General features: G+C 70.0%; 22 protein-coding genes. 5 read left to right on the top strand and 17 right to left on the bottom strand.

Translation table 11 applies throughout. The annotated features are described in order from the left end of the window. The first annotated feature begins 3 nt into the window (after window positions 1-3). Entirely contained in the window at window positions 4-2,463 is a 2,460-nt protein-coding gene (locus Q0Z83_RS47200; RefSeq protein WP_317790105.1) for a transposase, read from the top strand. A gap of 309 nt (window positions 2,464-2,772) precedes the next feature. Next, window positions 2,773-3,477 carry an HAD family hydrolase gene (locus Q0Z83_RS47195; RefSeq protein ID WP_317790103.1) on the top strand — a complete coding sequence of 235 codons (705 nt, stop codon included), beginning with the start codon at window positions 2,773-2,775 and terminating at the stop codon, window positions 3,475-3,477. A gap of 138 nt (window positions 3,478-3,615) precedes the next feature. Here the strand turns inward: Q0Z83_RS47195 and Q0Z83_RS47190 are convergent, their stop codons facing one another. The 5 genes from Q0Z83_RS47190 to Q0Z83_RS47170 form a co-directional block, all read right to left on the bottom strand. Next, entirely contained in the window at window positions 3,616-4,203 is a 588-nt protein-coding gene (locus Q0Z83_RS47190; RefSeq protein WP_043533378.1) for a GTP-binding protein, read from the bottom strand. Window position 4,204: 1 nt separating this feature from the next. After that, a complete protein-coding gene (locus Q0Z83_RS47185; RefSeq protein WP_317797319.1) occupies window positions 4,205-4,585 on the bottom strand; it encodes a DUF742 domain-containing protein in 381 nt (126 codons plus the stop codon). A gap of 131 nt (window positions 4,586-4,716) precedes the next feature. After that, complete coding sequence (locus Q0Z83_RS47180; RefSeq protein WP_067706828.1) at window positions 4,717-5,121, bottom strand: roadblock/LC7 domain-containing protein; 405 nt, start codon at window positions 5,119-5,121, stop codon at window positions 4,717-4,719. Beyond that, window positions 5,118-8,558: a sensor histidine kinase gene (locus Q0Z83_RS47175; protein WP_317790097.1), complete on the bottom strand. Its 3,441-nt coding sequence runs from the start codon at window positions 8,556-8,558 to the stop codon at window positions 5,118-5,120. The genes Q0Z83_RS47180 and Q0Z83_RS47175 overlap by 4 nt, the downstream gene beginning before the upstream one ends. 454 nt (window positions 8,559-9,012) lie before the next feature. Continuing rightward, window positions 9,013-10,134 carry an adenosine deaminase gene (locus Q0Z83_RS47170; protein WP_317790096.1) on the bottom strand — a complete coding sequence of 374 codons (1,122 nt, stop codon included), beginning with the start codon at window positions 10,132-10,134 and terminating at the stop codon, window positions 9,013-9,015. Window positions 10,135-10,160: 26 nt separating this feature from the next. Here Q0Z83_RS47170 and Q0Z83_RS47165 point away from each other — a divergent pair, with 26 nt between their 5' ends. Then, window positions 10,161-10,964 (top strand): putative RNA methyltransferase, encoded by an 804-nt coding sequence (locus Q0Z83_RS47165; protein ID WP_317790094.1) that lies wholly within the window; start codon window positions 10,161-10,163, stop codon window positions 10,962-10,964. Here the strand turns inward: Q0Z83_RS47165 and Q0Z83_RS47160 are convergent. The 12 genes from Q0Z83_RS47160 to trpS all read right to left on the bottom strand — a co-directional run bounded on the left by Q0Z83_RS47160 (window position 10,961) and on the right by trpS (window position 22,294). Beyond that, window positions 10,961-11,641 (bottom strand): DUF4272 domain-containing protein, encoded by a 681-nt coding sequence (locus tag Q0Z83_RS47160; protein WP_317790093.1) that lies wholly within the window; start codon window positions 11,639-11,641, stop codon window positions 10,961-10,963. The genes Q0Z83_RS47165 and Q0Z83_RS47160 overlap by 4 nt on opposite strands. Window positions 11,642-11,647: 6 nt before the next feature. Next, entirely contained in the window at window positions 11,648-12,925 is a 1,278-nt protein-coding gene (locus tag Q0Z83_RS47155; protein ID WP_317790092.1) for a thymidine phosphorylase, read from the bottom strand. Then, a complete protein-coding gene (locus Q0Z83_RS47150) occupies window positions 12,922-13,638 on the bottom strand; it encodes a cytidine deaminase (protein ID WP_317790091.1) in 717 nt (238 codons plus the stop codon). Before Q0Z83_RS47150 ends, Q0Z83_RS47155 begins: the two co-directional genes overlap by 4 nt. A 115-nt stretch (window positions 13,639-13,753) precedes the next feature. Then, a complete protein-coding gene (locus Q0Z83_RS47145; protein WP_317790090.1) occupies window positions 13,754-15,022 on the bottom strand; it encodes an ABC transporter permease in 1,269 nt (422 codons plus the stop codon). Between the two features lie 4 nt (window positions 15,023-15,026). Next, window positions 15,027-16,166 (bottom strand): ABC transporter permease, encoded by a 1,140-nt coding sequence (locus tag Q0Z83_RS47140; RefSeq protein WP_378079179.1) that lies wholly within the window; start codon window positions 16,164-16,166, stop codon window positions 15,027-15,029. 56 nt (window positions 16,167-16,222) lie between these two features. Next, complete coding sequence (locus Q0Z83_RS47135) at window positions 16,223-17,704, bottom strand: ABC transporter ATP-binding protein (protein WP_317790088.1); 1,482 nt, start codon at window positions 17,702-17,704, stop codon at window positions 16,223-16,225. A 159-nt stretch (window positions 17,705-17,863) separates the two neighbouring features. Beyond that, window positions 17,864-18,961, bottom strand: a complete 1,098-nt coding sequence (locus tag Q0Z83_RS47130) for a BMP family lipoprotein (protein ID WP_317790087.1) — start codon at window positions 18,959-18,961, stop codon at window positions 17,864-17,866. Between the two features lie 200 nt (window positions 18,962-19,161). Further along, the gene (locus tag Q0Z83_RS47125) at window positions 19,162-19,389 is read right to left on the bottom strand and encodes an SCO4848 family membrane protein (protein WP_317790086.1); all 228 of its coding nucleotides are present in this window, start codon (window positions 19,387-19,389) and stop codon (window positions 19,162-19,164) included. Between the two features lie 21 nt (window positions 19,390-19,410). Beyond that, on the bottom strand, window positions 19,411-19,782 hold the full coding sequence (locus Q0Z83_RS47120) for a hypothetical protein (RefSeq protein ID WP_317790085.1): 372 nt from the start codon (window positions 19,780-19,782) through the stop codon (window positions 19,411-19,413). A gap of 7 nt (window positions 19,783-19,789) precedes the next feature. Next, window positions 19,790-20,710, bottom strand: coding sequence for a YihY/virulence factor BrkB family protein (locus Q0Z83_RS47115; protein ID WP_317790084.1), 921 nt, complete (start codon window positions 20,708-20,710; stop codon window positions 19,790-19,792). 21 nt (window positions 20,711-20,731) lie between these two features. Further along, complete coding sequence (locus Q0Z83_RS47110) at window positions 20,732-21,262, bottom strand: 2'-5' RNA ligase family protein (RefSeq protein WP_317790083.1); 531 nt, start codon at window positions 21,260-21,262, stop codon at window positions 20,732-20,734. A gap of 6 nt (window positions 21,263-21,268) precedes the next feature. Beyond that, window positions 21,269-22,294, bottom strand: a complete 1,026-nt coding sequence (gene trpS / locus Q0Z83_RS47105; RefSeq protein WP_317790082.1) for a tryptophan--tRNA ligase — start codon at window positions 22,292-22,294, stop codon at window positions 21,269-21,271. Window positions 22,295-22,427: 133 nt separating this feature from the next. Between trpS and galE the strand changes: the two genes are divergently transcribed. Next, entirely contained in the window at window positions 22,428-23,402 is a 975-nt protein-coding gene (gene galE / locus Q0Z83_RS47100; RefSeq protein ID WP_317790081.1) for a UDP-glucose 4-epimerase GalE, read from the top strand. Then, window positions 23,399-24,544, top strand: a complete 1,146-nt coding sequence (galK, locus tag Q0Z83_RS47095) for a galactokinase (protein ID WP_317790080.1) — start codon at window positions 23,399-23,401, stop codon at window positions 24,542-24,544. The genes galE and galK overlap by 4 nt, the downstream gene beginning before the upstream one ends. The last annotated feature ends 103 nt before the right edge of the window (window positions 24,545-24,647 follow it).

Genomic DNA, 24,647 nt, shown 5'->3' with positions numbered 1-24,647 from the left:
CCGTTGAGAGGTACCCCCGGGGAGGAGGACGACGCCGTGGCGCTCGTGCGCGTGTACTGCGGTCTGGCGTCGGCTGATGATTCGGTGCGTTCGGCTTCGGCCGCGCCGCTGACCATCGCCGTGGTGGACGACGCAGGCCGGTTGCTCGGCGTCCATGAGATCAGCGACGACCCGGCCGGTTACGCCCTGCTGGGGACGCTGCTCGTGGAACGGACGACGGGCTTCAGCGACGCGGCGGTCGCCGCCGACAGCGACGATCACGTCGTCACCTCGCTGCTCACCGCGGCCGGACGGCCACTCGTGGTGGTCGACGACGACGATGCCGACGACTTCGCCGAGCGCTTCTCCGACGACGACTCCCCCGAGGAGATCTCGGCTCCGCTGGCGGCCCGCCGGGCCGTCGGCCTGGCCCGGGCTCTCCAGGCCGGCGCGATCGCCGCGGTGACCCTTCCGGCGCCGCGCGAGCTGGTCAGCTACAAGCCGGTCCTCGCGGCGCACGTGGCCATGCTGGTCGGGCGCAACTCCGCGGCCGTCGCCCTGCGCGAGGTGCTCCGCGAGCTGTACCCGGCCGCCCTCCGGGCGTACCCCGACCCCGCGCACCACCTGGCGCTCGCCGTTCTCGACGCGGTTCCCGAGCCCGGCCGGCTGACCGGCCGGGCCGGCGACCCGACGCATCTCCTTCGGGAGATCGCCGCCGAGCTGGCCCGCGCCGGCGCGGGCAGCGAGAGCGAGCTGATCGCCGCCGTCACCGCTCTGCACGTGGCGATCAGCGAGTCGCCGCGCCGTGGTGGCGTCAACAAATCTCTCGCCCCGGCCGCCGCCGACGCGGTCCGCCAGGCGATCGCGGCCGTCCGCTCCTGCGACGCCGCCTGCTCCGCCCTGGTCGGCACGCTCGCCGCCCGGGCCACCCCGCCCGCTGCCGGCTCCGGTGTCGGCCGCCGAAGCGCGCGCCGCGAGCCCGCTCCGCTCCAGCCGGTGCCGAGCGGCGACAACGGCTCCCGGTTCGGCCGCCGTGGCCGTCCCGAGCCGTCCTCGACAGGCAGCGGACCGGCTGTCCCGCAGCCGATGACCGCCCCGCCCGTCGCACCCGACCCGATCGGCCCGCCGCCGATGGCCCCCGCCGCGGCGAACGGCCTGCCCGGCCGTGCAAGCAACCCGCTGAACCGACCGGTGTCGGTTCCGCCGCCGCCGCCCGGCATGACGCCGATCACACCCGGCTCACGCCCGGTACCGGGTTCGCGTAACCCGGCCGTCCCGTCATCGGTGCAGCCGGCCGGGTCCAGCCCGGCCGACGCCGGCGAGCCGTTCCGGGCGACCCTGTCGAACGCGGAGCTGACCCGGGCCCGCGCCGAGCGCCAGCGCACGGTCATCCCGCCGCGCCCGACCACCCGCCAGCCGGCCGCCAACGGCTCGGCCGCCGGTCCCACCGACTTCAGCCTCCCGATGCCGACTCAGCGGCCGGCGCAGGAGATCGCGGAGCCGGGTTCCCGAGCCAATTGGCCACTGCTGAACACGGAGAAGGACGAGGTCGCCCGCCCCGACCTGCCGTCGCGCGGTTCCGACCTGCCTTCGCGCGGCTCGGACCTGTCAACCCGCGGCTCTGACCTGCCTTCGCGGGGTTCGGACCTGTCCACCCGCGGCTCGGACCTGCCCTCGCGGGGTTCGGATCTGCCTTCGCGCGGTTCGGATCTGCCTTCGCGCGGTTCGGACCTGCCTACTCGCGGCGAGTTGGCGTCCCGCGGTGACCTGCCGTCCCGGCCTACTTCGTCGCGTCCGTCGCCCGCCGCGGCTTCGGTCAGCTCGCCCACCGGTGGCCGGGTCCGCCCGCCCTGGCAGGACAACCTGGAGCCGCCCGCCCCGCTGCCCAAGGAGCCGGCGCTGCGCCTGGTCGACCAGGCCCGCAACAGCACCGGCCGGGCTCGTCTGCCCGGGCTCGACCAGATCGGCGGCACCCCGCCGCTGCGGGTGGTCGACGACGAGCGACCCAAGATCACCGCGCTGGACCGCAGCTCGGCGCCGCCGGTCCCGTCCGACAGCAGCGACGGCGATCTGCTGATCTTCGCGGCTGCCCGGTCGGCGTGGTTCACCGGCACCACCGACTCGGACGGCGACGTCAACTGGTCCAACCCGAACGACAGCGGCTGGCGCGCCGCGCAGAAGGCGGCCACCCCGGCCATCGCTGCGGAGACCTCGGCCGGCCTGCCGAAGCGGGTACCCCAGGCCAACCTGGTGCCCGGCTCCCCGCTGCGCGAGGAACGCCCGCTCCGAATCGTCCGGGACGCCGCGTCGATCGCCGCGCACACCACCGGCTACTTCCGTGGCTGGCGTCGCGGGCAGGAGATCGGTGGTTTCGCGATGGGTGGCCGGCCGGGTCGCGAGGCCGCCGGCGGCTGGGACTTCAGCCGCGACGGCCAGCCCGCCGACGAATACCGCAACAACAACGCGGGGTACGGCGGCCGCTGACCACACCGTAAGCCGACAGAAGGCCGCACCCCTCGGGGGTCGCGGCCTTCTACGGTTGTCGCGCGGCTCACGTGCCGGTCCGACCCGCGCCTCGGACGACAACGCCCGGCCGATGCCCGACTCGCCTGCCGACCCACGGTCCGGCCAAGCCGCAGACAGCAACGCCCGGCCGATGCCCGACTCGCCTGCCGACCCACGGTCCGGCCAAGCCGCAGACGGCAACGCTCAGCCGGTGGTCGACTCGCCTGCGGACCTGCGGTCGGATCCGTGGCGCGGACGGCCACGGACGGCCGGGTTGATGATGGCGGGATGCGTGCGATCGTCTTCGACTTCTTCGGGACCCTGACCGACCCCTCCGCCGAACTGCTCCGCAAGGAGACTCTCCAGACGACCGCGGTGGCGCTCGGCGTGGATCCGGAGCGGTTCTGGACGGCGATGGCGTCGAGCTTCCCGGAACGTGTCACCGGCGCCTACGGCGGAACACGGGACACCCTACGGACGATCGCGAGGCGATGCGGGGCGGATCCGGACGAGGAGCGGCTCGACCAAGCGGTGACGACCCACCACGCGGGCGCTGAGCGCGTCCGCACGCCCCGTCCGGAGGGCCTCGCGGTACTCGACCACCTCCGGGCTCGCGATTACCGCCTAGGGCTCATCAGCGACTGCTCCAGCGAGCTGTACGAGGCATGGCCGCGGACCGTCTACGCGCCCCGCATCGACGCTCCGGTGTTCTCCTGGCGGGAGGGATACCGCAAACCCGACCCCCGGCTGTACGCGACAGCCGCCGCTCGCCTCGGAGTCCCGGCCGGCGAGTGCTGGTTCGTCGGCGACGGCGGCAGCCGGGAACACGACGGTGCCCGCCGGGCCGGCATGCGCCCGGTCCTGGTCACCAACGCGGCCTATCCGGGGGTCGGCGGCCTGCGCACTGATCCCGACAGCTACCTGCCCGAGCACCGCGTCGACGACCTCGATGACTTGATCCGTTTGCTGGGATCGAGCCATGACATCGGGTGATCACTCATATACGATGGCGATCGGCCGGAAAGCGCGCGAAAGCCCCGATCCGGCCTACCGATGTCTCGGCTGGCCAGAGCGGGGCTTTCCACCGCCTTTTTGAGCGGAACGCCTGCTGAAGTGGGTGCTACTGCTTGATCAGGCAGGTGCCGTGGCGCGGGTCCGACGCATCGTCAGCACATACTCGACGAGCGAGATGAGGACGTTCTTCGTCGACTCGCGGTTACGGGCGTCGCAGCTCACGACGGGCACGTCGGACGAGACAGCCAGAGCGTCCCGTACGTCCTGCGCGTTGTGATACTGCATGCCGTCGAAGCAGTTGATCGCCACCAGGTACGGAAGGCGACGGTGCTCGAAGAAGTCGATGGCGGCGAAGCAGTCGGCGAGCCGACGCGTGTCCACCATGACCACCGCACCGATGGCGCCCCGGACCAGCTCGTCCCACATGAACCAGAACCGCGTCTGGCCAGGCGTTCCGAACAGGTAGAGGATCAGGTCGCGGTCGATGCTGATCCGGCCGAAGTCCATGGCGACGGTGGTCGTCATCTTTCCCGGCACCTGCCGGTTGTCGTCGACACCCACACCGGCCGAGGTCATGATCGCCTCAGTGGTCAGTGGGGTGATCTCCGAGACCGACCCCACCAGCGTCGTCTTACCGACGCCGAAGCCACCGGCGATGACAATCTTCGCCGATGTCACGCGTCCCGCAGCGGGACGGTGCGACATGTCAGAGCCTGCGAAGTCCACTCAGCACCCTTTCCAGCAGTTCCGTGCCTACCGCGTCGGTCTCGTCTTCGAGCGAGGTGGGCTCGTACACAGCGACCAGACCGTCAGAGGCCATGTCCGCGACGATCACACGTGCCACACCGAGCGGCAGTTGCATGCGTGCCGCGATCTCCGCCAGCGACTGAACTCGGCCGCCGTCGCACATCGCCGCGATGTACTGATGCTCGCTTCCACCCTGCCCGCCGCGACCCATTCCGGAACGCCCGCGCACGGTTGTCTCGACCAGCGCTTCCAGCGCTATCTCAAGCTTCGGCCGGGTCCGACCGCGGGTCATGGCGTACGGCCTGACCAGCGCACCAGTCGGCTCATCGCGTTCAGGCATCGTCACCGTCAACCCCTCCCTCGGCCCCTCGAAGTGTATTGGTTATCAAAGCTTTTACCAGTAGCCGGCTGAGCTTACTCGGGCCGTAAAACACCAGACAAACGCCCTGATGTCCCCGGCCCACTACCGCTTCAGCCCAGCACCCCGGCCGCCGAGCGCGGCGCGGGCGTCAGAGCCTCGCCGACCCGGTCGACCAGGAGAGCCATCTCATAGCCGACCTGACCGACGTCACAGCTGCGCGCCGCGAGAACCGCGAACGACGAACCGTCGGAGATCGACATCAGGAACAGGAAACCGTTGTCCATCTCGACGACCGTCTGGAGGACGGCGCCACCCTCAAAGCATCGAGCGGCACCCTGCGTCAGGCTTACCAGGCCGGACGCGATGGCCGCCAACTGGTCGGCGCGGTCCCGGGGGAGGTCCCGCGATGACGCCAGGAGCAGCCCATCGGCGGAGACCGCGATCGCGTGCGCGACCCCGGGAACGCGGTCGGCGAAGTTGGCCAGAAGCCAACCCAGATCCTGCGTAGATGTCATGCCTCATGCTCCTTGCCAGCCTGCGAGGGCTGCTGCCCTCCCGGAGTGTCCTCCAGGTTGGTCGATTGTTCCTTGGTGCGACCGCGCTGCACACCGCGGTGGTACGCGGAGAGTAGCCCGCGAACCCCCTCAGGCGTACGGCGCTGGACGGAGGTACCGCCCCGGTCGACACCGCCGGGGACGAGTTGAGCCATCGGCGTGCGCTTCGGAAGGCCCGCCGTGGTGGTGACCTCGACGGGTGTCTCGGCAGCCGCGCGGGCCGCCTGCCATCCGTCGTCGGCCGCTGTCCGCCAGGGGTTAGCGGCCGGGGCGCCACCGTTGCTGTAACCTGCCGCAGCCGCAGCCGGAGCACCAACAGTAGCCGGATCGAGGTTGCGGGACTCGGGCGATGCCGCCTGCTGCGGCACACCCGCGGTGCGGACCGGTTCCCCGGTCGGGATGCGCTGCGAGACGACCGACTCCTCGCCGACCCCGGAGACCTTGGGGTGGGTCGGGGCGTCGTTTCCGCCCGTCGTCGTGGTGAACCACGCCGACTCCAGCTCCCGGAAGATCGGCAGCTCCATGGTCTCGTCCGCGAACGGGACGGCGCCCTCGCGGGCCGAGGCCATCTGCGCCGCGGCGGTGGCCTGAGCTTCCGCCGGGTCGGGCGTGGCCGGCAGCGCGGGCGTCGCCGGGACCGGCGCCGTCTGCGGACCGGTCGGCCGCGACATCTGCGGCTGCACCTCGAAGTTCTCCGGGCGGAACCGCGGGATCTCGGCAGTCATGTCGAGCGCGGCGGCCAGGTTCTCCGGGACGTGCGGGGTGGCGGGCTCGCGCTCCGCGGCGACCGGCGGCCAGGCCGGCGGTGCCGAGGCGAACGAGTTCCGCTGGTCGAGCGGTGATCCGGAGGTCGGCGAGGCCGACACCGGCTCGATCGGACCCGACGAGTACGGCGAGGCCGAGATCGGCGGGGCGGGCGACACCGGCGGCGCCGAGATCGGCGGAACCGGGGGCGCCGAAACCGGCGGCATGAACGAGTTCGGTCGCTGGCTCTCCGGGTTGGCCGGGAGCTGACGCGGGATGGTCGTACCGAAGCCGTTGATGTCGTTGTCCGGGCGGAAGTCTCCGCCGTTGCGACGCTGGGCCAACTCGTCCAGGCCGGCGAAGCCCTGCGGGCCGGACGGCAGCGGCGGGATGACCTCGTTGCTGCGCGGACCGTGGAACCCGTTGGCCGAGCCGTTGCCGTTGCCGTTGAAACCGCCGCCGTTGAACCCACCGAAACCGGCCGGAGCCGCACCGGTGAGGTCGGACCACGCCGGGACCGCGCCGTTCGAGCCGTTGGAGCCCGGGTAGCCGTTCGACCCGTTGGAGCCGGGGTAGCCGCTCTCCAGGGCCAGCGGCTCACCGAAGCCCGGCAGGCCGGAGCCGGGGCCGCCGTCGAACGCGCTCCGGCCCTGGACCTGGGCGGTAGCCGCTGCGGCCAGAACGGAGACGGGCAGGCCGACCTCGGCGACGGTGCCGCGCTCACGGTCCGCGGGCCGGAGCTCGACCCGGACCGCGTGCCGGTTCGCCAGCCGGGCGACCACGACCAGGCCCATCATGCGGGAGACGGCCACGTCCACCGTGGGCGGGTTGGCGAGACGCTCGTTGAGGTCGCGGAGCTGCTCACGGCTGATACCGATGCCGTGGTCCTCGACCGTCAGGATGGCGTTCTCGCCGACGCGCCGGGCCTCGACCAGAACGTTGGAGTTCGGCGGGGAGAAGGCGGTCGCGTTGTCGAAGAGCTCGGCGACCAGGTGGACCATGTCGTTCACGGCGTGCGCCGCGACCTCGATGTCCCGGTCGATCATGCCGAACTCGATGCGGGTGTAGTGCTCGACCTCGGACTGCGCGGCGCGGAGCACGTCGATCAGGGCGGCCGGCTCACGCTGGACACGGGTCGAGTCGGCGCCCGCGAGAACCAGGAGGTTCTCGTCGTTACGCCGCATTCGGGTGGCCAGGTGGTCGAGCTGGAAGAGCTCGGCCAGACGGTCCGGGTCCTCCTCGCCGCGCTCCAGCCGGTCCAGGTGACCGATGAGCCGGTCGACCAGGATCTGCGAACGGCGGGCGAGGTTGACGAACATCGTCGCGACGGAGGCACGGAGTGCGGCCTGCTCGGCCGCGGTGCGGACCGCCTCGAGGTGAACCGCGTTGAACGCCTCGGTCACCTGCCCGAACTCGTCCCGGCTACGGACCGGGAGGGGCTCGGCGATCTGGTCGGCGACCTGGGCCGGGGTGAGCGACGCGGAGAGCGCCGGGTCACGCAGCCGGGACACCGCGTGCGGCAGACCGAACTGGGCGACCGCGAGAGCACCCTGACGCAGCTCACGCAGCGAGCGGGCCATCGACCGGGCGACCAACCACGCGAAGAGGATGGCCAGCAGGAGCATGCCGAGCAGCAGGCTGGTCTCCAGGAAGACGTCCTGGTTGGTCTCGTCACGCAGCTCGGTGGCGTCGGACACGATCTTCTTGTCGAACTCCACCTCGACCTGCCGGAACAGGTCGTTGTAGCCGGCCAGCGCCTCCTCCCATTGGGCGGAGTTGAACGGCAGTGGTGCGGTGCCCTGGGTGGGGCGGAAGTCCAGCGGATCGGTGTAGTTCTCCGCGGCCTGCCGCTTCGGGCCGGTCACCGTGTTCTCGAAGTAGTTGGTCTCTTCGGTGGTGCCGACCGCGTTCAGGGTCTCCACCGCCAGCTCGTAACCGGTGACGGTCTCCAGCAGGCTGCGGCGATGCGTGTTGTCGAACTTCTGGTCGGCGACCATCTCCTGGCCCAGGTAGCGCTGCTGGGAGATGTAGTCCTTGGCCCGGGCGACCGCGGCGACGACCCGCAGGTGGTCGCTCAGCTGCTGGTCGTTGGCGAGCTGGGCGGAGATGTCGCGAACCTGGAGAAGGTCCTCGATGAGACGGGTGTAGGTGTTGAGGATGTTGCCCTCGTCCTCGTCACCCTTGGCGACCCGGCTGCGGACGGCCGGCAGGTCCTCGATGTTGCGGTCGAGGCGGAGGAGAAGCTGACCCACGTTGTCCGGGACGTCCTCCAGAGCGCCCTTCTGCTGAAGGTACGGCTCCTTGGCGTCGTCGACCTCGGGGGCCTCTTCGTTGTACAGCTTGACAGCGGCCTTGAACGGCTCGCTGTTCTTCGGGCTGTTGGCGATCATCACGCCATAGGTGCGCTCGGCCTGAAGGTGGTCGACCAGACCACCGGCGGCCTCGGAGAGCACCGAGAGGGTGCGTGCGCGCTCCGCGTTACTGGCTTGGTCGATGTGGTCGACGAGGCCGTTGACACCGACGACGATCGTTGCCACCGTCGGCACCAGCATGATCAGGCCAAGTTTGGACCAGATCGGTAGGTCTCGGAGTCGACCCGCAGGTCGACTGAGACGCGACATGACGCCATTCGCGCTGTTGGGGCGCTTGCTCACGTCACCGTCCTCCTGATTCGGGCCCGGCATTCGGCTCGCCGGGCACCGCACACGGCCGACTCGCCGACGTCGGGCCCCCGAGATTCCATCACGACAAGTGTCAAAGAGAAAGAGCAGGCGGACACGGACCGGTTGTGTGACGCGATGTTGCAACCTCGTAGTTGGACATCGCCGGTCTCAATATCACTGCCTGTGGAGCAGCACATCTCTCAAGGTCACTTACTCGATCGGCGCAGCGTTGGGGGGTGGGTGCAGGCCGATCGGGTCCCGATCGTAGTCGATCGCGATAGAAGTGACGATGACTCGGTTCCCCGCGATCGGCAAGGCAAGGCCGCAGAGTATGCCGACTTTGCAGGCGGCAGTCTAGCCGAACGGCGGGGAGCCCGAGGCGGACGGTCGATTTCTTTTGACGTACGTTCGTCCTGATCCTGATTTGACCTGCTATAGCGGGATCTCAGGCGACCAGCTTGGCGTACGCCGGCTTGATCACCTCGTTGATGAGCGCCAGCCGCTCGTCATACGGGATGAACGCCGACTTCATGGCATTGATGGTCAGCCACTGGAACTCCAGCCAGCCCCACCCGAACGCCTCCGACAGCAGAGTCAGCTCCCGGGACATCGACGTACCGCTCATCAGCCGGTTGTCGGTGTTGACCGTGACCCGGAACCGCAGATCGTGCAGGAGCTTGATCGGGTGCTCGGAGATCGACGGGGCGGCGCCGGTCTGCACGTTCGACGACGGGCACAGCTCGAGGGGGATCCGCTTGTCCCGGACGTAGGCGGCGAGACGGCCCAGCACCGGCGGTGCCGAGTGGGTGCCCCCGGTCGGTGACGGGGCGCTCGGCCCGTCCGCGGTGACCGTGATGTCGTCGACCAGCCGTACCCCATGGCCCAGCCGGTCCGCGCCGCACCACTGGATGGCCTGCCAGATCGACGGCAGGCCGAAGGCCTCGCCGGCGTGGATGGTGAAGTGGAAGTTCTCCCGCTGGAGGTACTCGAAGGCGTCCAGGTGCCGGGTGGGCGGGAAGCCCGCCTCGGCGCCGGCGATGTCGAAGCCGACCACGCCGCTGTCCCGGTAGCGGACCGCCAGCTCGGCGATCTCCTGCGAGCGGGCGGCGTGCCGCATCGCGGTGAGCAGGGTGCCGATCCGGATCGGGGTGCCGTTGGCGGCCGCCTCGGCGCAGCCCTCGCGGAACCCGGCGTGCACCACCTCGACCACCCGGTCCAGTGTGAGGCCGCGTTCCAGGTGCTGCTCCGGCGCGTACCTGATCTCGGCGTAGACGACGCCGTCGGCGGCCAGGTCGAGGGCGCACTCCTTGGCGACCCGGTGCAGGCCCTCCTCGGTCTGCATCACCGCGACGGTGTGAGCGAAGGTCTCCAGGTACCGTTCCAGCGAGCCGGAGTCGGCGGCGGCGACGAACCACTCGCCGAGTCGTTCCGGATCAGTGGAGGGCAGTTGGTGTCCGACCTTCTCGGCCAGCTCGACGATGGTGGCCGGCCGCAGTCCACCGTCCAGGTGGTCGTGCAGCAGGACTTTCGGGGCCTTGATGATGTCGGAGTGTTCGATGCCAGCCATCAGAAGAGCCTAGAGGGAAGCGCTCGATGATCGACGGAGCAATTCCGTATCTGCGATGCCCGGTGTGCCGGGAGCCACTCGCCCGGCAGGAACGGGCACTGCGCTGCCCGCGGCGGCACAGCTTCGACATGGCCCGGCAGGGGTACGCCGACCTGAGCGCCGGACGGCTGCCGCACGTCGGTGACAGCGCCGAGATGGTGGCCGACCGGGCCGATTTCCTGGCCGCCGGGCACTACTCGTTCATCGCCGAGGCGCTGGCCGAGTATGGGGCCGAGGGGCTCGTGCTGGACGCCGGCACCGGGACCGGTGATTACCTGGCCCGGTTCCTGGAAGCCGCGCCGGAGGCGGTCGGCCTGGGCCTGGACGTCTCCAAGCCGGCGCTGCGGCGGGCGGCGAAGGCGCATCCGCGGGCGGCTGCCGTGCTGACCGACCTGTGGCGGCCGCTGCCGGTCGCCGACGCCGCCGCGAGCGTGATCCTCGACGTCTTCGCGCCACGCAACGGCGCCGAGTTCCGCCGGGTGCTCCGACCCGGCGGGCTGCTGCTGGTGGTCACTCCGGCCGCCGATCACCTGGCCGAGCTGATCACCGCACACGGGCTGATCCAGGTCGACCCGGACAAGGCGGCCCGGGTCAGCGGCAGCCTCGGTGAGCACTTCGCCCAGGTGTCGAGCATCACTCTGCGGCGGGAGTTGAAGCTGACCGCCGCCGAGGCCCGGACGCTGATCGGAATGACCCCCAGCGCCCGGCACGTGCCGGCGGACGACCTGCCCACCCGGGATCTGACGGTGACCGTGGCCGTCGACCTGGCGGTCTACCGGCCGCTCCGCTAGACGGACAGGTCGACTTCCTCCCATTCCGGGGGCGCGTCGTGGTACGGCCCCTGGAACACCACCGCCCACTCGAGGGCCCACCGCCGCTGGCCGATCGCGTTGCTGTCCACCTCGCCCGGCAGCGGCCGGCCGCTCTGCTCCGCCTCCTGGTATGCCCAGTCCAGGCAGTAGTAGAGGTCCAGCAGGACCGCGGCCTCGATCGGGTCCCGGACCGCGACCAGTGAGCGGGACCGCCAGCTGGTGAACGTCTCCCCCGCCGGCAGATCGGGCATCTGGGCCATCATCCGGTCGTCGGGCGCCACCGTGGGGTCCAGGTGCCGGCTCAGGCCGAGCAGCCACGCCAGTGCGAAGACCGCGTCGTGGTGCAGCACGAACGAGCGATGGTCGCCTTTCGCACCGATCACGAACTGCCACTCCGGTGGGGTGACCTGTTCCACCAGGTGTGAGCCGAGCAGCCAGCTCATCGCGGCCTCGGTGGGCATGCCGAAGCAGCGGGCGACGACGACGTGCAGCACCGAGGCGCGGGCTTCCAGCTCCGCGGTCGGACGCAGCTCGACGGTGTCACCCGCCTCCCAGACCAGTGGGAACGCCAGCGGGGGCAGGGGCAGGCCGAGACGGGCCAGCTCGTCGAGACTTGCCTCGCGGACCGCGCGGGGGTCGGGGGCGGCCTTCTGCATGGCGGCTCAGGCTATGCGGTCGAGCAGGAGCGGGGAAGAGGTGGGCTGTCCGGCCCCGACGGTGATGGCGCCGATGGCGTCGGCCCGGGCCGCGGGGATCCGTGCCTCGTCGTCGGCGCGCAGTTCCAGCAGCACGTCACCGGCCTTGACCCGGTCGCCCGGGCGGACCCGCAGCTGCACCCCGGCGCCGAAACTGACCGGGTCCTCCTTGCGGGCGCGACCGGCACCGAGACGCCAGGCGGCGATGCCCACCCCGTACGCGTCGATCGAGGTCACCACACCGTCCTCGGTGGCCCGCAGCTCCTCGGTGTGCGCGGCGGTCGGAAGTGGCGCGTCCGGGTCGCCACCCTGGGCCCGGATCATCGCCCGCCAGGTGTCCATCGCCTGCCCGCCGGCCAGCACCTTCTCCGGGTCGGCGTCCACACCGGCGGCGGCCAGCATCTCCCGGGCCAGCGCCAGGGTGAGTTCCACCACATCGGACGGTCCGCCGCCGGAGAGGACCTCCACCGACTCGGCGACCTCGTTGGCGTTGCCGATGGCCAGGCCGAGCGGGGTGCTCATGTCGGTCAGCAGGGCGACCGTGGTGACGCCGCTGTCCTTGCCGAGCTGGACCATGGTGCGGGCCAGCTCCTGTGCGGTCGCCAGATCCTTCATGAACGCGCCGGTGCCCACCTTCACATCCAGGACCAGCGCGCCGGTGCCCTCGGCGATCTTCTTGCTCATGATCGAGCTGGCGATCAGCGGAATCGCTTCGACCGTGCCGGTGACGTCGCGCAAGGCGTACAGCTTGCGGTCGGCGGGCGCCAGGCCCTCGCCGGCCGCGCAGATGACCGCCCCGATCTCCTGCAGCTGGCTCTTGAACTGGTCGTTGCTGATCCGGGCCTGCCAGCCGGCGATCGACTCCAGCTTGTCCAGCGTCCCGCCGGTGTGGCCGAGACCACGGCCGGACAGCTGGGGCACGGCCACCCCGCACGCGGCGACCAGTGGGGTCAGCGGCAGGGTGATCTTGTCGCCGACACCGCCGGTGGAGTGTTTGTCGGCGGTCGGCCGGGTCACCGAGGAGAGATCCAGCCGCTCGCCGCTGGCGATCATCGCCGCGGTCCAGCGGGCGATCTCGGCGGGCGTCATGCCGCGCAGCAGGATCGCCATGGCGAGCGCCGACATCTGCTCGTCGGCCACGACACCCTTGGTGTAGGCGTCGACCACCCAGTCGATCTGGGCGTCGGTGAGCACGTGGCCGTCCCGCTTGGCCCGGATCACGTCCACCGCTGCAAATGCACTCACGGCTTTTCCTCTTCCCAACGCTGCGGGATGCCCTCCGGGGCCTCTCCCTCGCCGGCCCAGGACAGGCCGCCCTCGGCATCCACCACCACGACCCGCGGAGTACGGACCAGACCCCAGGCCACCGCGGCGGCCGTCGTGGGCAGGTTCGGCCCCTCCTCCAGGATGCCCTTCTCCTCGGCCGAGCCCGGCTCGCCGGACGACCGCTCCCAGTAACCCGTCCAGATCGTCGTGCCACCGGAGATGTCCGGGTGCACGAAGACCGTCCCCCGGCCACGCCACTTGGCGAGATCGGCCGGGACGTCGGCGGCGCCGACCGGACCGGTGACCCGCTCCATGTCCTCGTAGCCGAACGCGTGCGGCAGCAGCTCGGTCATCCGCAGCGGCCGGGGCAGCGCCTCGACCAGCAGCTCCGGGCCGCCGTGCTCCCAGAGCAGCTGACGACAGCGGCCGCACGGCATCAGCGGGGCGCCCGTCGCGTCGACGCAGGAGATCGCCACCAGCCGGCCGCCGCCCGTCGCGTGCAGCGAGCTGACCAGGCCGCACTCGGCGCACAGGGTCATGCCCAGGGAAGCGTTCTCCACGTTGCAGCCGACCACCATCCGGCCGTCGTCGACCAGGCCGGCGACGCCGACCGGGAAGTCCGAAACCGGCGCGTACGCCCGCCGCATCGTCTCGATGGCGGCAGCTCGCAGGGCCGCCCAGTCGATCTCCATGACGCCGATTCTGCCGTACGGGCGAGAGGGTTTTCACCGCGGCACCGGTACCCGGAACCAGTAAATGATCATGAAACAGGGCGGAAACCCCGGGCTGCCGCCCTGTTTCAAATCCTTAACCCTTGATGTACGGCACACCGTCCGCCGCCGGGGCACGGACCCGGCCGACCAGTCCCGCCACCGCGATCAGCGTCGCCAGGTAGGGCAGCATGTTCAGGAACTGGCTCGGCACCGGGCTGTCGATCGCGCCCAGGTAGGTCGCCAGCTTCTGAGCGAAGCCGAAGAACAGCGCCGCACCGAACGCGCCGACCGGGGTGAACCGGCCGAAGATGAGCGCGGCCAGGGCGATGAAGCCGGCGCCGGCGGTCATGTTCTTGGTGAAGCTGCCGGTCGCCACCAGCGTGAAGTAGGCGCCGCCGAGACCCGCGACCACACCACCGAGCAGGACGTTCAGGTAGCGCAGCCCGCGTACCCGGATGCCGACCGTGTCGGCGGCGGTCGGGTGCTCGCCGACCGCCCGGGTCCGCAGGCCCCACCGGGTCCGGTTGAGCCCGAAGTGGATCACCACGACCAGCGCGAGCGCGATCCAGACCAGCAGGTTCGCCTCGAACAGCACCGGGCCGATGACCGGGATGTCGGCCAGGCCGGGGATCCGCCACTCGGGCATCTGCGGCGGCGTGTTGTAGGTCTGGGCGTCGGGTTGCATCAGCCGCTCGTAGAGGAAGCCGGTGATGCCGAGCGCGAACAGGTTCAGCACCATGCCGACGACCGTCTGGTCGACCAGGTAGCGGATCGAGAGCACGGCCAGGATCGCGGCGATGATCACGCCACCGATCGCGGCGCTGATCAGACCGGCCCAGACGCTGCCGGCCATGGTGCCGATCAGTGCCCCGCCGAAGGCGCCCATCAGGAACTGGCCCTCGATCGCCACGTTCACCACACCGGATCGCTCACCCAGCACACCGGCGAGCGCCCCCAGGATCAGCGGCAGCGCCAGTTGCAGCGTGCCGTCGGTGGTGTCCACCAGCGGCATGAACTCGCCTGCCACCTGCCAGCACAGGAAGGACAGCACGAAGGTCAGGATGCCCACGCTGAGCAGCGCGTTGGACCATCGCTTGAGCAGCCCGGCGAAGAGCACACCACCGGCGGCCACGGTCATCAGGCCGAAGAGCACCGCGCCGAACTGGCCGTTGATGGAGAGTGCGGCGCCCTCGGCGTCCTCGCTCAGCGTGAACCGGGCGGTCTCGCTCGGCGCCAGCGCACCGAACACCCCGGCGGCCAGGCCGCCGATCAGGATGAGGGCCAGGCCGAGGCGGCGCTGCCGGGTCCAGAACGGCTCCGGCGCGGCGACCTCGGTCGGCTCCTGCACAGTCGCGGTCGACATGTCCTCAGCCCTTCGCCAGGGAGGCGCCGAGCCCGGCAGCACGGGCGGCACGCAGTCGGAAGATCGCCTTCACCAGAGCGGGGGCGGCGATGAAGATGACGATGAGCGCCTGCAGCACGGTCACCAGCTCCAGCGAGATACCGGAGAAGGACTGCATCCGGTTGCCGCCGGCCCGCAGGGCACCGAACAGCAGCGCGGCGAAGAAGGTGCTCCACGGACGGTTGCGACCCAGCAGGGCGACCAGCAGGCCGTCGAAGCCGATGTTGCCGGCCACCGACGGGGTCAACGCGTGCGCGGTGCCGAGCACCTGGGTGGCGCCGCCGAGACCGGCCAGGCCACCGGCGATCGCCATGAGCAGCACGTACGTCCTGCTGACGCTGATGCCGGCGGTCTTCGCCGCGTGCGGGTTGGAACCCACCGCGCGCAGCTCGAAGCCGAACGCCGACCGGTTCAGCAGCCACGCGACCCCGACCGTGACCAGCACGGCGAGGATGATGCCGAAGTGCACGCGGAGCACACCGCCGGGCGACGGCAGCATCGCCGAGTCGGCGACCGCCTTGCTGATCGCGTCGGTCCGGCCCGGCGCCTGGATGCCCTTCTGGATGACCAGCCAGGACAGGAAGAGACCGGCCGTGTAGTTGAGCATGATCGTGGTGATCACCTCGTGCGCCCCGGTCCGGGCCTTGAGGAAGCCCGGGATGAAGCCCCACAGCGCGCCGCCGAGGATGCCGGCGACGATCGCGACGATCAGGTTCAGCACGATCGGCAGGCCGAACGTGAAACCGGCCACGCCCGCCGCGATGCAGCCGAGCACGGCCTGGCCCTGGGCGCCGATGTTGAACAGGCCGCCACGGAAGGCCAGCGCGACCGACAGGCCGGTGAAGACCAGCGGTGCGGCGTAGGTCAGGGTCTCCGACAGCGGCGTGAACGCCTGCTGCCAGGTGGCGGTGCCGGCGAACCAGGCCGAGAACACCTGCGGGTCGCCGAGGGCGCCCTTCAGCAGATCGCCGTACGCCGTGCTGATCAACACCCAACTGGCGTCCAGCGCGTCACTCGGACGGGCGGTGAAGTAGCCGAATTTGGCCAGCACGTCCGCATCCGAGACGACGATGAGAACCGCGCCGATGAGCACGGCCAGAACCATCGACAGGGTGGTCAGCAGGACGTTGTTCGCGGACCAGAGTCTCCGCAGGAACCCGGTCACTTCTCCCCCTCCGGCGTGGCGCCGGTGATGCCGGCCATGAGCAGACCGATCTCCTCGCGTGGCGTGTCGGGCGAGACGATGGCCAGTACCCGGCCGCGGTACATCACCGCGATCCGGTCCGCGAGGCCGACCACCTCGTCCAGTTCGCTGGAGACCACCAGCACCGCGGTGCCCTGGTCACGCTCGTGGATGATCCGGTTGTGGATGAACTCGATCGAGCCGACGTCCACACCACGGGTCGGCTGCGAGGCGATGAACAGGCGCAGGGGACGGGACATCTCCCGGGCCACCACGACCTTCTGCTGGTTGCCACCGGACAGAGTGCCGACCGGGGTGGCCGGTGACTGGCAGCGGATGTCGAACTGCTCGATCCGCTCCTTGGCGTTGCCGTCGACCTTGCTCAGGTCGAGGCTGAAGGCGTTGCCGTACGGGCTGCGGTCGTACATGTCGAGGACGAGGTTCTCCGCGACCGAGAACTCCTTGACGACACCGTCGTGGCTGCGGTCCTCGGGGATGTAGCCGACACCGGCTCGCAGCACCTTCTTGGTGCTCATCCCGACCAGGTCGTCGTCCTCGAGGTGGATCGAGCCGGCCCGGACGTCACGCAGGCCCATCACGGCCTCGACGAGTTCGGTCTGGCCGTTGCCCTGCACGCCCGCGATGCCCAGCACCTCACCGGCGCGGACCTCCAGGTCGACGCCGTCGACCGCGCGCACGCCCCGGTCGTCGTCGGCCACCAGGCCGGAGATCTTGAGAACGCTGCGGCCCGGCTCGGCCGGCGTCTTGTCCACCTCGAGGCTGACCGCTCGGCCGACCATCAGGGCGGCCAGCTCCTCCTCGGTGGTGTCCGGGGTCGCGGTGCCGACGATCTGCCCGCGGCGGACCACGGTGATCCGGTCGGCGATCGCCTTGACCTCTTTGAGCTTGTGGGTGATGAAGACGATCGACTTGCCCATCGCGGTCAGCGACCGCATGACGGTGAGCAGTTCCTCGGTCTCCTGCGGGGTGAGCACGGCGGTCGGCTCGTCCAGGATCAGCAGGTCGACCTCGCGGGTCAGGGCCTTCACGATCTCGACGCGCTGCTGTGCGCCGACCGGTAGGTCCTCGACCAGGGCGTCCGGGTCGACCGGCAGGCCGTACTTCTTCGAGGTGTCGATGACGTCCCGGCGGGATCGCCGGCGGTCGAGCCAGCCGAGCGGGCCGCCGCGGGTCTCCTCGGCGCCGAGCGCGATGTTCTCCGCCACGGTGAAGACGGGCACCAGCATGAAGTGCTGGTGGACCATGCCGATGCCGGCGGAGATCGCGTCGCGGGGGCTCTTGAAGACGCGGGGCTCGTCGTTGACGAGGATCTGGCCCTCGTCCGGCTGGAGCAGGCCGTACAGCTGGTTCATCAGCGTCGACTTGCCGGCGCCGTTCTCCCCCAACAGGGCGTGCACCTCGCCGGGTTCGACGGTGATGTCGATGTGGTCGTTGGCCACCAGGTCGCCGAAGCGCTTGGTGATGCCGCGCAGTTCCAGTTTCAGCGGAATCTCCCGACGTCGGGTGCTAAGCCTGGTGGACGGTGGAATGCGAGCCGCCGCTCGGCTGCGGGAGGTTTCCCGCGGCCGGGCGGCGGCCAGATGTTACCTACCCGAGGGTCACTTCGGCGCGCTGACCGACTCGACCTTGACCTTGCCGCCGATGATGTCGGCCTTCAGGGTCTCGAGCTCGGTCTTGAGAGCGGCGTCGACCTTGCTGTCGAACTGGTTGAACGGGGCGAGCGAGACGCCGTCGTTCGCCAGGTCACCGACGTAGCCCGGGGCCGCCGCGAGGGCCTCGCCCTTGGCGCCCTTGACCACGGCCTCCTTGACCGCTTCCTCGATGTTCTTGACCACGGTGCTCAGGAACACGTCGCAGTACTGCGAGGCGCTCTTGCAACCGTCCTGGTCGACCCAGATGACCGAGACCTTGCCGCCGGAGTCCTTGGCGACCTGGGCGGTGCCCAGACCGGTGCCACCGGCGACCGGCATGATCACGTCGGCGCCCTGGCCGACCAGGGTCTGGGTGATGCTCTTGCCCTTGTTCTGGTCGATGAAGCTCTCGGCGAAGTTGCCGTTCTGAGCCTTCTTGTCCCAGCCGAGGACCTGGACGTTCTTGCCCTTGACGGTGTTGTAGTGCGCGACGCCGTCGGCGAAACCGTCCATGAAGATGGTCACGGGGGCGATCTTCAGACCGCCGTAGGTCGCGACCTTGCCCGACTTCGAGTAGCCCGCGGCCAGGTAGCCGGCGAGGAACGCCGCCTGGTGGGTCGCGAACTGCATCGGGTAGACGTTGGAGTTGCCGCTGACGCTGTCGACGATGCCGAACTGCGAGCTCGCGCTCTCCTTGGCGACCTTGGTGGTCACGTCGCCCATCAGGCCGCCGACCGCGAGGATGAAGTTGCAGCCCTGCGAGACGTAACCACGCAGGCCGGGCTCGTAGTCGGCCTCGGAGGAGGACGCCACGTACTTCGGGTCTACGTTGCCGGCTTCCTTCTGGGCGGCCTGCAGGCCGGCCCAGGCCGACGCATTGAACGACTTGTCGTCGATGCCACCGAGGTCGGTGACCATGCAGGCCTTGTAAGCGGCGGCGGCAGCGCTGCTGGAGCCGGAGCCGGGAGTGGTCTCCGTCGGCGCCTCACCACATGCGGCGGCAGCGAGCGTCAGCCCACCTGCCGCGAGAATCGCCACGATCCGCTTCCCACGTACTGGGCGCAAGACGCCCTCCTTCCGCTGCACACCGAGGTCCTGTTACTCGGGTGAATCTCAGGTCGGGAGCGTATCCCCGGGCCAGGACCGAGACCGGACATCGGTACGGACTGTTGGCGCACCGTTATACCGCCGCAATCACCCTGGTGGTGGCGCGTCGCTTTCGGCTGGTTCAGGAGGGAATTGCGCCCGTGACGCGAAACACTGAGTTAACGTTCAGCGCTGCGCCATGCCCGGACGCCGAGCACACCGACGGTCGTCCCGATGGCGAGTGACGCGATGATCAGGACGGCGTGCACCCACAGGAACGCGGTCGGTGTCGAGCCGTCGAAGGAGCGGTCGTCCTTCCAGATCGCCACCCCGAACCGGGGCCAGATGACCCAGGTCCAGACACCGACACCGATCAGGAACGCCGCCCAGCGCTTGTTGATCACCACGGGGCCAGTATCCCAGTGCGCTCAGGCGGTCAGCCTGCCGGCTATCCGGCGCCAGCCGGCCAGCACCTCGGCCGGCTCCGGTGGCTCCCCCTGATACTCCTGAGCCACCAGCGGCTCGAAGTCGTCCTGTTCGTCCGGCGCGTCCCGGGCCAGATCGATCTCGCGGCGGATCGCCTCCACCCCGGCCAGGGCCAGCATCGGCTCGACCACGGCCATCAGGTCGTCGTCGATCACCACGGCCCGGGCCAGCGCCAGCGCGTGCTGATGTTCGTACGGCCCGCAGACGATCGGCTCCCAGTCCTCCGTCTCGTCGAGTGATCCGAAGGTGATGACCCACGGCTGCTCGGCGATCGGCGATCCGGGTGGCAGGTGCAGCGTCACGAGGGTGCCCATCGGCCCATCATCGCGGGCGGTCGTGCCGGATCCAGAGGTTTTGCCCCACGGGGGCGGTCTTGTCGTCGGCCGACAGATCGACCACCCGGCCGTGTGGGCTGGTCGCCGCCCAGCTCGCGCCGAACAGCAGCAGCTGGTTGAAGACGTAGAGGTAGACCAGCGCGCCGACGGCCGAACCGACCAGCCCGTACGCCGGGTTGCGCTCGACCAGCCCGACGAACGACTTGCCGACCGTGTTGAGCAGCATGATGCCGATGCCGACCTGCAGCACCGGCGGTGCCATCCGACGGGCCGTCATCCGCAGTCGGGGTACGGCCGCCAGCAGGGCCGCGGCCAGCAGCATGTTGACCGCCAGGGTGAGCACCCAGCTCACCACCGACAGGGTGGTCGCGAAACCGCCGCCGGCCATCCAGTGCAGGAACCGCTCCAGGCCGTAGACGGCGAGTTGGGAGAGGGCCAGCAGGAGCAGCAGCCCGATCAGGACCATCAGGTCGACGGCCTGGCGGACGCCGATGTAGCCGGGTTGCTCGCGCACCCGCCAGATCAGCCGCTGCGACGACCGGATCGCCTCGACCCAGCCGATGCCGGTGAAGGTGAGACCGATCAGGCCGACGATGCCGACGCTGCCCTTACTCTCCAGAATGGCCTGGATGTCGAGGAACGGCAGGTTCTGGTGGAGGAAGTCGCGGACCAGGTCGAGCAGTTCCACGTTGGCGGTGAGCAGCCAGCCGAAGACCGAGTATCCGATCAGCAGGAGCGCGAAGACCGCGAAGAAACCGTAGTAGGCGATGGCCGCGGCCAACCGGCCACCCTGGACGCTCTCGTAGCGCAGGATGGCCCGGCAGAAGTGGTCGAAGTACGGCGACTGGTAGCGGACCGCCAGAATCCGGGCTGTGGTGGCGTCGAGGGCCCGGTCGATCGGATTCACCGGCCGACCGTATCGGACACTTCAGCTTCCGAGTGGGAAGTCTCGGCGTGGCCGCCAGGGTCCCTCGCCGCCGTGGGAGAACAGGGTGAACGCGGAGACCTCGAAGATGGCCGAGAAGCCGGCCAGGTCCTCGAAGACCGCGTCCAGCGCGGCCGCCGGCACATCCTGGGCCACGGTCACATGCGGATGGTACGGAAACCGGGTGTCCCGGTTGATGTCGTCGGAGCGGGTGATCGCCTCGGCCAGCAGCTCGCACTCGCTGATCCCCTGGGCCAGCGTCACGAACACCACCTCGGTGATCGGCCGGAACGTGCCGGTCCCCCGAAGGTGGACGGTGAACGGCTGCTGGGCCGACGCAATGTCCTCGAGATGCTTCTCGATCGCCGGCAGCGCGTCGGCGGCCACCTCGGTGGGCCCGAGGAGGGTGACGTGCGCGGGCGTCCAGGCGGCCTGCGGGTCACCCGCCTCGGCGCGCCGACGGGTCAGCGCCGAGCCCCAGGGCTCCGGGATGTCTACGGCGACGCCGATACGGGTGATACCGGGCTGGGTCATGCCTGCTCAGGCTTCGCGCGCGGGGCTGAGGAAACCCACGTTCCGGTACGCCCGGGCGAGGGTCGTGGCGGACACGGCACGCGCTTTCTCGGCGCCGACCGCGAGCACCTTGTCGAGCTGGGCCGGGTCGTCGAGGTACAGCTTGGTCCGCTCCTGGATCGGCTTGACGAAGTCGACGAGCACCTCGGCCAGGTCCTTCTTGAGGTCGCCGTAGCCACGCCCGTCATAGGCCTCGAGCAGCTCGTCGATGGCCCGGTTGGTGAGTGCCGCGTAGATGGTCAGCAGGTTGCTGACGCCCGGCTTGTTCTCCTCGTCGTAGAGGATCTCCCGGCCGGTGTCGGTGACCGCCGACTTGATCTTCTTGGCCGAGCGGGCCGGGTCTTCGAGCAGCTCGACGATGCCGTTCGGCGAGGAGGCCGACTTCGACATCTTGATCGACGGGTCCTGCAGGTCGTAGATCTTCGCGGTGTCCTTGACGATGTACGGCGAAGGCATGTTGAACGTCTTGCCGAACCGGGTGTTGAACCGCTGCGCCAGGTCACGGGTCAGCTCGAGGTGCTGCCGCTGGTCCTCACCGACCGGGACCTGGTCGGCCTGGTAGAGCAGGATGTCGGCGGCCTGCAGGATCGGGTAGCTGAACAGGCCGACGGTGGTGCTGTCCTGCCCGGCCTTGGCCGACTTGTCCTTGAACTGGACCATCCGGCCGGCCTCACCGAAGCCGGTGATGCAGCTGAGCACCCAGCCGAGCTGTGCGTGCTCGGGCACGTGGGACTGGATGAACAGGGTGCAACGCTCCGGGTCGAGCCCGACGGCGAGCAGCTGGGCCGCGGAAATCCGGCTTCGGTTCCGCAGGGTCGCCGGATCGTGTCCCATGGTGATGGCGTGCAGGTCGACCACGCAGTAGAACGCGTCGTGCGTGTCCTGCATCGACACCCAGTTGCGCACCGCGCCCAGGTAGTTGCCGAGGTGGAAGGAATCGGCGGTCGGCTGGATGCCGGAGAGCACTCGCGGGCGGCGGGCAACGTCGGACATGGCCGCCATTGTGTCAGCCCCGGCCCGGGATCCGCGAATCCCCTGCCCGGTCGCGCCGATGTTCGAACCTGTTGACCTTTGATCGTTTATGGGGAATTCTAGGATCGTCCGCACCAGAGAAGGGGCCTCAGTCGTGAAATTGCTCGTCACCGGCGGCGCCGGTTATGTCGGCAGCGTGACCAGCAGGCTACTGCTGGACGCGGGCCACGAGGTGGTCGTACTCGACAGTCTGCGCACCGGGTTCCGGGAGGCGGTCGCCCCGGACGCCACCTTCGTGCAGGCCGACATCGCCGACGCCGCGCAGGTGCTCACCCCGGACGCCGGCTTCGACGCGGTGCTGCACTTCGCCGGTCTGATCGCGGCCGGCGAGTCGATGGTCGCACCGGAGCTGTACTGGCATGAGAACGTGGTGAAGTCGCTGGCCCTCCTCGACGCGATCCGCGCCGCGAAGGTACCGCGTGTCATCTTCTCGTCCACCGCCGCGGTCTACGGCAACCCGGTCGAGTTGCCCATCACCGAGTCCGCGATCAAAGCCCCGACCAGCACGTACGGGTCGACGAAGCTCACCTTCGACCTGGCGCTGACGTCGGAGGCGTTCGCGCACAGGCTGGCCGCCGTGTCGCTGCGCTACTTCAACGTGGCGGGCGCCTACATCGCCGAGGGCCACGAGATCGGCGAGCGGCACGACCCGGAGACGCACCTGATCCCGATCACTCTTCAGGTGGCCGCCGGCAAGCGGGAGAAACTTCAACTCTTCGGTGACGACTACCCGACCGTGGACGGCACCTGCGTGCGCGACTACATCCACGTGGCGGACCTGGCCCGGGCACACCTGCTGGCCTTGGGTGCGACGGTTCCCGGCGAGCACCGCATCTACAACCTGGGCAACGGCAACGGCTTCTCCAACCGGCAGGTGGTCGAGGCGGCCCGCGAGGTCACCGGCGCCGAGATCCCGGTGGAGGTGGCCGCCCGCCGCGACGGCGACCCGGCCACCCTGGTCGCCTCCTCCGACCGGGCCCGCGACGAGCTCGGCTGGACCCCGCAGAAGAACACCCTGCAGGACATGATCGGCGACGCGTGGACCTTCTACCGGAAGCACGTCGCATGAGCAGCGTCAGCGAAACCGCGAGAAAAACCTTCCTCGAGGCGTACGGGACTGAGCCGGCCGGGCTGTGGGCGGCGCCCGGACGGGTCAACCTGATCGGCGAGCACACCGACTACAACGACGGGTTCGTGCTGCCCTTCGCGCTGCCGCAGCGGACCGTCGCGGCGGCCGGTCCGGCCACCGACGGCCGCTGGTCGGTCTGCTCGACGCTGGCTCCGGAACCCGTCGTCTTCGGGGTCACCGATCCGGGTGACGTGACGGGCTGGGGCGCGTACGTCGCCGGTATCGTCTGGGCCCTGCAGGACGCGGGATTCGAGGTTCCGCCGGCACGGATCGCGCTCGCGTCCGACGTACCCCTCGGCTCGGGTCTGTCGTCGTCGGCCGCGCTGGAGTCGGCCGTGCTCACCGCCCTGATCGACCTCGGCGGTCTGGATGTGCCGCCGGAACGGCGGCCGGCGATCGCGCAGCGAGCCGAGAACGTGTATGTGGGCGCGCCGACCGGGATCCTCGACCAGTCCGCGTCGATCCGCTGCCGGGAAGGGTATGCGCTGTTCCTGGACTGCCGGTCCTACCAGGTCGAGCAGATCCCGTTCGACCTGACCGGCGAGGGCCTGGCCATCCTGGTGATCAACAGCAACGCGCCGCACCAGCACGTCGACGGTGAGTACGGCGAGCGGCGCAAGAGCTGTGAGGCGGCGGCCACCGCGCTGGGTGTGCCGGCGCTGCGTGACGTCTCCACCGCCGAGCTGCCACAGGCGCTGGAGCGGCTCGACGACGACGTGCTGCGCCGCCGTGCCCGGCACATCGTCACCGAGAACCAGCGGGTGCTGGACACCGTGTCGCTGCTGCGTTCCGGCCGGGTCCGGGAGATCGGGCCGCTGCTGACCGCGTCGCACGAGTCCATGCGCGACGATTTCGAGATCACCGTGGACCAGGTCGACGTGGCCGTACAGGCTTCGCTGGACGCGGGAGCGTACGGCGCCCGGATGACCGGCGGCGGTTTCGGCGGTTGTGTGCTCGCCCTCGTAAACACCGACCGGGCCGATGCGACCGCGGCCGCTGTCGCGGCCGCCTACCAGGAGCGGGGTTTCACCGCCCCGACGAGTTGGGTCGCCACCGCCGGACCCGGCGCGGGCCGGATCTGAGACACCGGGACGGCCACCCCCATCCGAGGGGTGGCCGTCAGCCGTTCACCTGATCACCCGCAGGAGCGAGACCAGAGGCTCATCGACCGGCGCCCGGCTATGG

The organism is Actinoplanes sichuanensis, from assembly GCF_033097365.1.
Lineage (GTDB): Bacteria > Actinomycetota > Actinomycetes > Mycobacteriales > Micromonosporaceae > Actinoplanes > Actinoplanes sichuanensis.
The sequence above is the reverse complement of the archived record's forward strand: the minus strand, read 5'-3'. Positions and strand labels throughout refer to the sequence as shown.

Excerpts from the sequence above, each read along its gene's own strand:
- Q0Z83_RS47195 (WP_317790103.1), top strand. The coding sequence starts at position 2,773 with ATGCGTGCGATCGTCTTCGACTTCTTCGGGACCCTGACCGACCCCTCC.
- Q0Z83_RS47190 (WP_043533378.1), bottom strand. The coding sequence starts at position 4,203 with ATGTCGCACCGTCCCGCTGCGGGACGCGTGACATCGGCGAAGATTGTC.
- Q0Z83_RS47185 (WP_317797319.1), bottom strand. The coding sequence starts at position 4,585 with ATGCCTGAACGCGATGAGCCGACTGGTGCGCTGGTCAGGCCGTACGCC.
- Q0Z83_RS47180 (WP_067706828.1), bottom strand. The coding sequence starts at position 5,121 with ATGACATCTACGCAGGATCTGGGTTGGCTTCTGGCCAACTTCGCCGAC.
- Q0Z83_RS47170 (WP_317790096.1), bottom strand. The coding sequence starts at position 10,134 with ATGGCTGGCATCGAACACTCCGACATCATCAAGGCCCCGAAAGTCCTG.
- Q0Z83_RS47165 (WP_317790094.1), top strand. The coding sequence starts at position 10,161 with ATGATCGACGGAGCAATTCCGTATCTGCGATGCCCGGTGTGCCGGGAG.
- Q0Z83_RS47160 (WP_317790093.1), bottom strand. The coding sequence starts at position 11,641 with ATGCAGAAGGCCGCCCCCGACCCCCGCGCGGTCCGCGAGGCAAGTCTC.
- Q0Z83_RS47150 (WP_317790091.1), bottom strand. The coding sequence starts at position 13,638 with ATGGAGATCGACTGGGCGGCCCTGCGAGCTGCCGCCATCGAGACGATG.
- Q0Z83_RS47145 (WP_317790090.1), bottom strand. The coding sequence starts at position 15,022 with ATGTCGACCGCGACTGTGCAGGAGCCGACCGAGGTCGCCGCGCCGGAG.
- Q0Z83_RS47140 (WP_378079179.1), bottom strand. The coding sequence starts at position 16,166 with ATGGTTCTGGCCGTGCTCATCGGCGCGGTTCTCATCGTCGTCTCGGAT.
- Q0Z83_RS47120 (WP_317790085.1), bottom strand. The coding sequence starts at position 19,782 with ATGGGCACCCTCGTGACGCTGCACCTGCCACCCGGATCGCCGATCGCC.
- Q0Z83_RS47110 (WP_317790083.1), bottom strand. The coding sequence starts at position 21,262 with ATGACCCAGCCCGGTATCACCCGTATCGGCGTCGCCGTAGACATCCCG.
- trpS (WP_317790082.1), bottom strand. The coding sequence starts at position 22,294 with ATGTCCGACGTTGCCCGCCGCCCGCGAGTGCTCTCCGGCATCCAGCCG.
- galK (WP_317790080.1), top strand. The coding sequence starts at position 23,399 with ATGAGCAGCGTCAGCGAAACCGCGAGAAAAACCTTCCTCGAGGCGTAC.